An 8591-nucleotide genomic window follows, 5' to 3' on the forward strand; every position below is an offset into this window, starting at 1 on the left:
CGATAGCCTCATTATAACCAATATGAGTCAGCGAATTAACCGAACGGCACACTAGAAGGAAGATTGGGGCACTTTCCACAAAGGAAAGCCTTAGTCGGGAGATGAAGATGAAGAGCAAGCTCTCAAGGCTGGATCTTAGGTTGGATCCAGAAATTAAAACCCTTGCGTCGCGTGCTTCTGCTCTGGTGGGTTCGAAAACTCTCAGTGAATTTGTTGTGCAGGCAATTCGAGAGAAAGCTAGCCGAACAATCGAGGAGGCGGAAGTGGTGCGGTTGAACAGTGAAGCCTTTGCAGCTTTTCAGGCGGCTTGTGAGTCTCCGGAACCTGCAAACGAGACGCTGACAGCTGCGATGCGGCGCCGTCGTATGCGGAAACAGGAACGGGTTAATAATCGAGGATCTGAACAGCCAGCTCCACGACCGGATATCATTTGATTCCGGTCTCGAAAAAGTAAACGCTTTTTTCGAGCCAGTTTAAACTTAGGAATATGGCGAGGTCGATGGGGCAAAATTCCCTTTGCTTTCGGCACTGACCGCCCATTTCGAAATTCTCCTTTGCGATCCTCCCAGGCATCTTCGATCTCTTAGACAAAAGCGGACCTTCGCACGCTCATGATTCCTGAGTATGTTTGGCGTCATGGTGGCGCCCTTGTTCACATCAAATGACAGAAAAATTCAAATCAGCTCAGAGACTAAAAGAGATATGATGCTTCGATCTCTTTTCACGGCCACTCTGGCATCTGCACTGATCGCGCAACCCTCAGCAGCTGCGTTCAGCCTCACATCGTTCAATTTTTGATCTTGCAGAGCCTGGCAAACAGGGAGAGCTCTATATCGGGAGGCAGAGCACGTCGGCAACACTGGACAACAGCCTGTTTGCACCGGGCTTGGATTCCATCGACCTGACGATCTACCAGCTCCCGTTTGGCGGGCTGGCAATTCGGTTCTGAAGCCGATGATCATTTGTTTACTGTCCAACCCTACATCCAACCACGACGTTTGAAGAACCAGATCAGCCCCCCAGCAATACCAATCATCACGCCCCAAACCAATGGATAACCGTAGTGCCAGCCAAGCTCCGGCATGGACCAGGGGCTGTCAGGATTTTCAAAGTTCATGCCATAGATCCCTACCACAAAGGTGAGGGGGATGAAGATGGTGGCGATGATAGTGAGCACCCGCATCGTTTCGTTGGTGCGCTGGCTGATGCTGGACAGGTAAATATCCACCATGCTGGTGGCCATTTCCCGGAAGCTCTCCAATAGCTCGATGATCTGCACGCTGTGGTCGTGGCAGTCGCGGAAGTAAATCTGGGTGTCGGCACTAATCAGCGGGTCTTCTGCCCGCATCAGGCTGGTCATCAGCTCCCGCTGGGGCCACAGCACTCGGCGCAGCATCAGCAACTCTCGCTTGAGTCCGTGAATACCGGCCAGGGTTTTCTGCTTGGGGTTTTCCAGCAGTGCAGCTTCCATTACCTCCAGCTGGTCTCCGAACTCCTCCAGCACCGGAAAGGCGGAATCGGTAATCAGATCCATCAGAGCATACAGCAGGTAATCGATCCCCCGGGAGGTAAAACGCCGATTGTTGGGCATACGCATCCGTTTGCGTACCGGCTCGAACGGGTCTTCGTCCAGCGGGCACAGGCAGATCAGGTAATCCTGCCCCACGAACAGACTGATCTGAACAATCTCCAGGGTGGTGCCATCGTAGAACGGCATGGCGGCGATGATGAAGAGCTGGTCGTCGTACACTTCCAGTTTCGGTCGCTGGCCGGTGTTAAGCACGTCTTCCAGGGCCAGGTCGTGCAGGTCAAACAGGTCGCCGAGCTTGCGCAGGGTGTCCGGGTCGGCCTGGCCGTTGATTTGCACCCAGGTTTTCGAGGGCCGATCCAGATAATCCCGGCAGTCGACTGCCCGGCCCAGGCTGACCTCTTCCACGTGGTCATCGGTGTAGTCCATCAGGTGAACCGTGACTGGCCCTTTATGGTCGCTCGCCGCCACCAGGGTGCCCGGCGCCGTGCCGGGGTCATGATAGTGTTTGCTGAAATAGGCCATCTGCCCGCCTTGTTAATTGTTCTGGTTTGCGCTGCATGCTGGCCTTATTATGCTATGTTCTGGACTGTACGCGACTTTTTGTTCGATGACAGAAAGTCTGGATGCCGTCTCACCGTCTGTCCAGACCGAATGGAGCGCACGTGACCGAACACCCCAAACCCCACCAAAACCAGCCGGTCCTGATCCGGAACCTCGCCACTGCCATCGAGCGGTCCGAGATCCCGCTGGCCGTCTACGGCACCATCTTCGCGACCATGGCACTGCTCTGGATCTTCCAGGCAATCCACCCGGACCTGACCCTCGGCCTGTTTACCGAGTTGCTCGGCGCCGCCTTCACCCTTTTCATCATCGATTCGCTGCTGGTGCGCTCCAAGGCCAACCGCTGGAAACTGGTGCGCGGGCACATTGACTACTTAATTGCCCGCCACATCAACCGCCTTCGGGACGGCGTGGCCGGCCGCGCCTTCGGCTTTGACCCGAACATTACCGAAGGCCCGGAAGAAGCCGAACAGCACGGGCGAATCCGTTCCGAGCGCGCCCGCTTTCTGCACGAGCTGGAAACCCGCACCGGCGAGGAACTGATGGCGAAACTGTGTGACAAGAGCTTGTTCAGCGAAAGCAGCTACGAGTATTTCCAGGAAAAGGCCCGGGACTTGTGGGACATTCTGAACATGAAGTATTCCGAGTACATGGAGCCCTCCCTGGTGTCACTGCTGATGCGGCTGCACACCGAACTGAGCGACGTTTGCGGCCACATCCGCCAGTACCGCAAGGCCGACCGGCACCCCGAGGATGCAGCCTTCTATCACCAGATCGGCCGTTTGGGGATCAGCCACAGTTTGCTGACAGTGATTGAACTGGTGAACGAGCTCAAACACCAGGGCTATTCCGAGTCTGCCGCGCTGAAATGAGCCGCCCTCTCGCGCAACTGCAGACTTCAGCCCGACACCACTCCATCGGTGCGAATTGCAAATATCAAGCGACAGAGATTCCCGGCCTGAGCAGGGAGGCGCTGCCGATCACATAATCCTTTGCCTGTTCCGGCTGGCCACCATCTGATACGATCCCCCGCCGGCAATCTGACAGCGATTCCCGGCCAGCAAACGGACAACATTTCATGGACTTCTTCCAGGCATTTTTCCTAGGCATTCTGCAGGGATTGACCGAGTTTCTGCCCATTTCCAGCTCCGGCCACCTGATCCTGATCCCCGCTTTCTTTGACTGGGAAGATCAGGGGGTCGGCTTTGACCTGGCCGTGCATGTGGGCACCTTGCTAGCGGTGGTGCTGTACTTCCGTAAAGACGTGTTTGGCATTACCCGCGATGGGCTTATCTCCCTGGCCCGGCGCCAGATGGTCGGCCAGGGCAACATGGCCTGGTTCTTGGTGGTCGGCACCATCCCCGCCGGCCTGGTCGGGCTGGCGCTGCTGGATATGATCGACAACGAGCTTCGGGCGGTGGAAGTCATTTTCTTTACCACCCTGGTATTCGGGCTGCTGCTGGGCTGGTCCGACTGGCGGCCCAACAAGGGTCGGACTCTGCACAGCCTGACCTGGAAAGATGCCCTTATCGTGGGGTGTGCACAGGCTCTTTCGCTAGTGCCGGGCACCTCCCGCTCCGGTGCCACCATCACCGCAGGCTTGTTTCTGGGGATGAGCCGGCAGACCGCCTCCCGGTTTTCGTTCCTGCTGGCCATTCCGATTACCGCCTTGGCCTCGGCGGTGAAACTGCTGGAAGCGGCCACATCGGAGGTTGCCGTCGACTGGTTCGGTTTTCTGGTGGGCGGGGTTACGTCGTTCATCATGGCTATCATTGCCATCCACTTCTTCCTGAAGTGGCTGAATAAGGTGGGCATGTCGCCCTATGTGCTCTACCGGATTGTTCTTGCAATAGTTATATACGCTGTCCTAATGTAAACGCCGCTGGCATATCACATGGTTGAGCCAATGAATGAAACAGTTCAAGGCACGCCTTGGATGGTCGTTTTTTCTTAATGTGAAAGGTTGCTTATGACCGAAGCTGTGGAACTGGAGCTGAAGGAGCAAATCCGGGAGTTTCTGGGTCAGGATAACTGGGAACAGGCGCTAACGTTACTCAGCAGTCGTCACCCAGCGGATATCGGCTCTGTTATCGACGAACTCGAGCCTGACTACGCTTACGAGCTGTTTGACCACCTGGAGCTAGCCCGGCAGGCGAAAGTTCTAGCCTATCTGTCCACGTCCCACCAACTCAGCATGGTTCGCCGCCTGAATCAGCATGCACTGGCCCGTCTTTTTACCGAAATGAACGCCGATGAACGGGCCGACTTGTATCAGGAGTTGCCGGAAGATGTACAGGAAATCCTTATGCCGGCACTGGCCAAAGCCGAACGGGAGGACCTCTTGCGACTGGCCGGTTATGAGGAAGGCACCGTTGGCGCCATCATGACCAGCGAGTACGCGACACTTCCGGGCCACATCAATGCACGGCGGGCGGTAGAGCGTTTGAGAGCCCAGGCACTGAACAAAGAAACCATCTACATTGCCTATGTTTTGGACAGTGAGCGCCGGCTGCTCGGCACCATAACCCTGGCCGGCCTGGTGATCGCGCCTGATGATCAGAAAGTAGGGGAACTGATTCACCGGGATACCGTCAGCGTCAATGTCCATGATCCGCAGTCCCAGGCCGCCAAACTGATTGCAGACTACGACCTGCTGGCTATTCCGGTGGTGGATGACCACGAAGCAATGGTAGGTATAGTGACCCACGATGATGCTATGGATGTTCAGGATGACCTGCCCCCCGGTATTTAATCCAACTGCTCCTTAGTAATGTCCGTTACTGAAACCGTGCGCTACCGTTTTCGGTGCGGATTTCCGGAGCACTTCGACCCTGACGGACCTTTTTATACAGTGGGCTCTGCTGACTATCGAATAAATTGTACAGAGCTTTGAAACTGCCAAGTTTGCCAGAGAACGGTCTCCTACGCTCAGTGATCAATCGCTATGGTAGCGTCTCTCGTAAAATCAGGCTGCCAGGCTTTGCCTGGTAAGTTTGGTTTGTTTTTTCCTGGCCCGCTTTCTCGGGCCTTTTTATATGGTTCGCAAGTGCGACCGGATGATGCGTTTTCGTGGTAAACTGCAGCACTCCCGCCAAGTGTTTTCTCGATTCCACACGTTATAAAAAAATGTGTTATTATAACTAAATCGTATTTCACGTTTAACGTGCAACGTTATAAGGTGGGTAACCATGATCAAGAGCTTTAAGTGCAAGCACACAGAGGAGCTTGTAAAAACAGGTAAGACTCGGCGTTTCAATGCAATCCAGCGAACGGCCGAGCGTAAGTTACAGCAGCTGCTAAGCGCTGAAGCTCTTAAAGATTTAAAGTCTCCGCCCGGGAATAGACTTGAGCCGCTTTCTGGAGACAGAGAGGGGCAACACAGCATCCGGATCAATGACCAGTGGCGATTGTGTTTCCGCTGGACAGATGAAGGGGCGGAAGACGTGGAGATTGTTGATTACCACTAAGGAGGTCGCGCAATGGTTACTGTAGGTATGCGCCCTATCCATCCAGGAGAGATTTTACTTGAGGATTACCTTGAGCCTCTTGGCATGAGTGTGAATGCGCTTTCAAAAGAACTTTATGTTCCTGCACAGCGCCTGAACGAGATTGTTCGCGAGCGTCGTGGTGTGACCGCGGATACGGCCATGCGTTTGGCTCGTTACTTTGGGACTACTGAGCAGTTTTGGCTCAATTTGCAGACCGATTATGACCTGCGTCGTGTCCGCGCGGAGAAATCCGATCAAATCAAGAAGCTCATCAAGCCTCGAAAGTCTGATCATGAGGCGGCCTGAGCTCAGCCCGTCACCTGGTTAGTCCACCAACACTTTGATCGCGATCACCTGAGCGCGCCCTTCGGGGCGGGCTTCTCCGGGCTCGCTATTCGCTCATCCCGCTTTGCGAGACGGCCTTGCGCATCCCTCGCACTTCCGTCCTCCGAATGGTAAAGGATCCCCGCTAAACGATCTGGTTACACCCGTTGCTACAAAGAACATGGTTCGCTTTGCGACCGTCCCGCATTCCAGGCAATACCTAAACAAAAGCGGACATTTGCAGCTCTCAGCTTCGAATCGGCTTTCGATTCAATTTTGAAGGCTGGTACCGCTTAATCGGATGCACTAACGATAAAGTGGAATAACTATTCCGACCCGGCGATCACCGATGATATGGAAAATTATGAATAACGCGGTATTTCAGTAGCCTAATTAATTGCTGTATGCATGACATTCATGAGCTGATGCGTATTCCAGACCAAGGTTGCCACTGATTCCAGACGAAGCCTGCCACCCATTCCACGCGAAAGCTGCCACTGATTCCACGGCAAAGCTGCCACCTTGGCAGGCTGCCTGATTTCCCCATCAAAACGTCCGGCGCGGGATAACTAACGGTACTCTGCTCCTTTTCATCCGGAGAGGGCCAGATGCCAGCGAAGAGGTTATCCATGCGTAAAATCAAAGAAGTCCTTCGCCTCAAGTGGGAGCGAGGGCTGAGTAACCGGCAGGTTGCCGCAGCCTGCGGCATCAGTCGCCCCACTGTGAGCGAGTATCTGCGGCGTGCTGCTGAGGCGGAGCTTGGCTGGCCGCTGCCAGAGGATCTGAGTGAAGCCCAGCTGGAGCAACGGCTGTTCCCGCCACCACCGGATCTGCCGGCACAGGCCCGAGGCATTCCGGATTGGAAGCGAATCCACGATGAGCTCCGGGGCAAGAACGTCACCCTGTTCCTGCTCTGGCAGGAGTACCGGGAGGCCAACCCGGACGGTTATCAATACAGCTGGTTCTGCGACCATTACCGGGCCTGGCAGGGCAAGCTGGATCTGGTGATGCGTCAGGACCACCGAGCCGGTGAAAAGCTGTTCGTGGACTATGCTGGGCACACGGTGCCCGTCATTGATCGCACCACCGGTGAGATCCATGAGGCGCAAGTCTTTGTGGCGGTGATGGGTGCGTCCAATTACACCTACGCCGAGGCCACCTGGAGCCAGACCCTGCCGGACTGGATCGGCTCCCACATCCGAGCCTTCGAGTTCCTGGGCGGCGTGCCGGAACTGGTGGTTCCGGATAACCTCCGTTCCGGCGTCAGCAAGGCCCATCGCTACGAGCCGGACCTCAATCCGACCTATCAGGATATGGCTGGCCATTATGGCGTGGCCGTTGTCCCTACACGGGTTCGCAAGCCCCGTGACAAGGCCAAGGTGGAAGGTGGCGTATTGATCGTTGAGCGCTGGATCCTGGCGGCCCTGCGCCATCGTCAGCACTTCTCCCTGGGGCAGCTCAACGCCACCATCCGTGAGCTGTTGGAGAAGCTCAATAGCCGCCCCTTCCGCAAGTTGCCCGGGTGCCGGCTTGATCACTTCAAACAGCTGGACCAGCCGGTTCTACAGCCGCTACCCGCCGAGCCGTATGTCTACGCCGAGTGGAAAAAAGCCCGAGTACACATTGACTACCACGTGGCCATCGATGGGCATTACTACTCGGTGCCCTACACCCTGATCAAGAAAGAGGTGGAGGTCCGGATCACCCACAACACCATCGAATGCTTCCACCGGGGCAACCGGATCGCCAGCCACCGGCGTTCGGATCAGAAGGGTCGGCATAGCACCATCGCCGCTCACATGCCGGAGTCCCATCGCCAAGCCGGCGAGTGGACCCCAGAGCGACTGACCGCCTGGGCAGCCAAGACTGGACCGGCAACTGAAAAGCTTATCCGTACCGCGCTGGGGGCAAGAAAGCATCCGCAACAGGCCTATCGGTCCTGTCTGGGCATTCTCCGGCTGGGCCAGAGCTACGGCGAGGCACGATTAGAACGTGCCTGCCAACGCGCCCTGATGCTGGGCAGCTGCCGATACAAGAGCATCGAATCCATCCTCAAGCACCGCCTGGATGAGCAGCCCCTGGAAGAGCAACAAGAACTGGCCTTACCCGACACACACGACAACATCCGTGGCCCCGCCTACTACCACTGAAGGAACCTGACATGCTGAAACATCCCACGCTGGATAAGCTCCACGCCCTCAAACTGACCGGCATGGCCGCCGCCCTGGCGGATCAATCGGCCACCCCCGACATTACCGACCTGAGCTTCGAGGAGCGCCTTGGCCTGCTGGTCGACCGGGAAATGACGGAACGGGACAACCGACGCATGAGCAGCCGCCTGCGCCGGGCCAAGCTGCGACACGCCGCCATCCTCGAAGACATTGATTACCGGAACTCACGGGGCCTGGATAAAGGGCTTGTCCAGAGTCTGGCCAGCTGCCAGTGGGTGAAGGAACACCTGAACGTGCTCATCACCGGCCCGACTGGCGTCGGGAAAACCTGGTTGGCCTGTGCTCTGGCACACAAGGCCTGCCGGGAGGGTTACACCGCCCAGTACGTCCGCCTGACCCGGCTGCTACGAGAGCTGACCATCGCCAAGGGCGATGGCCAATACTCAAAGCTCCTGACCAGCCTGGCCAAGGTCGACGTGCTGATCCTGGATGACTGGGGGCTGATGAAGCTGAGCG

The 8591-nt window shown here is 56.4% G+C and carries 9 protein-coding genes; 8 read left to right on the forward strand and 1 reads right to left on the reverse strand.

Features of this window, described 5'->3' with window-relative positions; genetic code table 11:
• Positions 1 to 107 precede the first annotated feature (107 nt).
• Positions 108 to 434, forward strand: coding sequence for a type II toxin-antitoxin system TacA family antitoxin (locus RO069_RS07595; RefSeq protein ID WP_328186458.1), 327 nt, complete (start codon positions 108 to 110; stop codon positions 432 to 434).
• Between the two features lie 545 nt (positions 435 to 979).
• On the opposite strand, the gene corA is transcribed toward RO069_RS07595, so the two are convergent.
• Entirely contained in the window at positions 980 to 2053 is a 1074-nt protein-coding gene (corA, locus tag RO069_RS07600; protein WP_114435584.1) for a magnesium/cobalt transporter CorA, read from the reverse strand.
• 140 nt (positions 2054 to 2193) lie between these two features.
• Between corA and RO069_RS07605 the strand changes: the two genes are divergently transcribed.
• The 7 genes from RO069_RS07605 to istB form a co-directional block, all read left to right on the forward strand.
• The gene (locus tag RO069_RS07605; RefSeq protein WP_202336522.1) at positions 2194 to 2964 is read left to right on the forward strand and encodes a hypothetical protein; all 771 of its coding nucleotides are present in this window, start codon (positions 2194 to 2196) and stop codon (positions 2962 to 2964) included.
• 206 nt (positions 2965 to 3170) lie between these two features.
• On the forward strand, positions 3171 to 3968 hold the full coding sequence (locus RO069_RS07610) for an undecaprenyl-diphosphate phosphatase (protein ID WP_114435585.1): 798 nt from the start codon (positions 3171 to 3173) through the stop codon (positions 3966 to 3968).
• A gap of 105 nt (positions 3969 to 4073) precedes the next feature.
• The gene (locus RO069_RS07615; RefSeq protein ID WP_328186459.1) at positions 4074 to 4844 is read left to right on the forward strand and encodes a magnesium transporter; all 771 of its coding nucleotides are present in this window, start codon (positions 4074 to 4076) and stop codon (positions 4842 to 4844) included.
• A gap of 436 nt (positions 4845 to 5280) precedes the next feature.
• Positions 5281 to 5559 (forward strand): type II toxin-antitoxin system RelE/ParE family toxin, encoded by a 279-nt coding sequence (locus RO069_RS07620; RefSeq protein ID WP_011786639.1) that lies wholly within the window; start codon positions 5281 to 5283, stop codon positions 5557 to 5559.
• Between the two features lie 12 nt (positions 5560 to 5571).
• The gene (locus RO069_RS07625; protein WP_011786638.1) at positions 5572 to 5886 is read left to right on the forward strand and encodes a HigA family addiction module antitoxin; all 315 of its coding nucleotides are present in this window, start codon (positions 5572 to 5574) and stop codon (positions 5884 to 5886) included.
• Positions 5887 to 6512: 626 nt separating this feature from the next.
• Complete coding sequence (istA, locus tag RO069_RS07630) at positions 6513 to 8054, forward strand: IS21-like element ISSpu5 family transposase (RefSeq protein WP_328186460.1); 1542 nt, start codon at positions 6513 to 6515, stop codon at positions 8052 to 8054.
• A gap of 11 nt (positions 8055 to 8065) precedes the next feature.
• On the forward strand, positions 8066 to 8591 hold a 526-nt coding region (gene istB, locus RO069_RS07635), incomplete at its 3' end, for an IS21-like element ISSpu5 family helper ATPase IstB (RefSeq protein ID WP_328186462.1).

Origin of the sequence: Marinobacter sp. OP 3.4 (genome assembly GCF_036224885.1) — a bacterium.
GTDB lineage: Bacteria > Pseudomonadota > Gammaproteobacteria > Pseudomonadales > Oleiphilaceae > Marinobacter.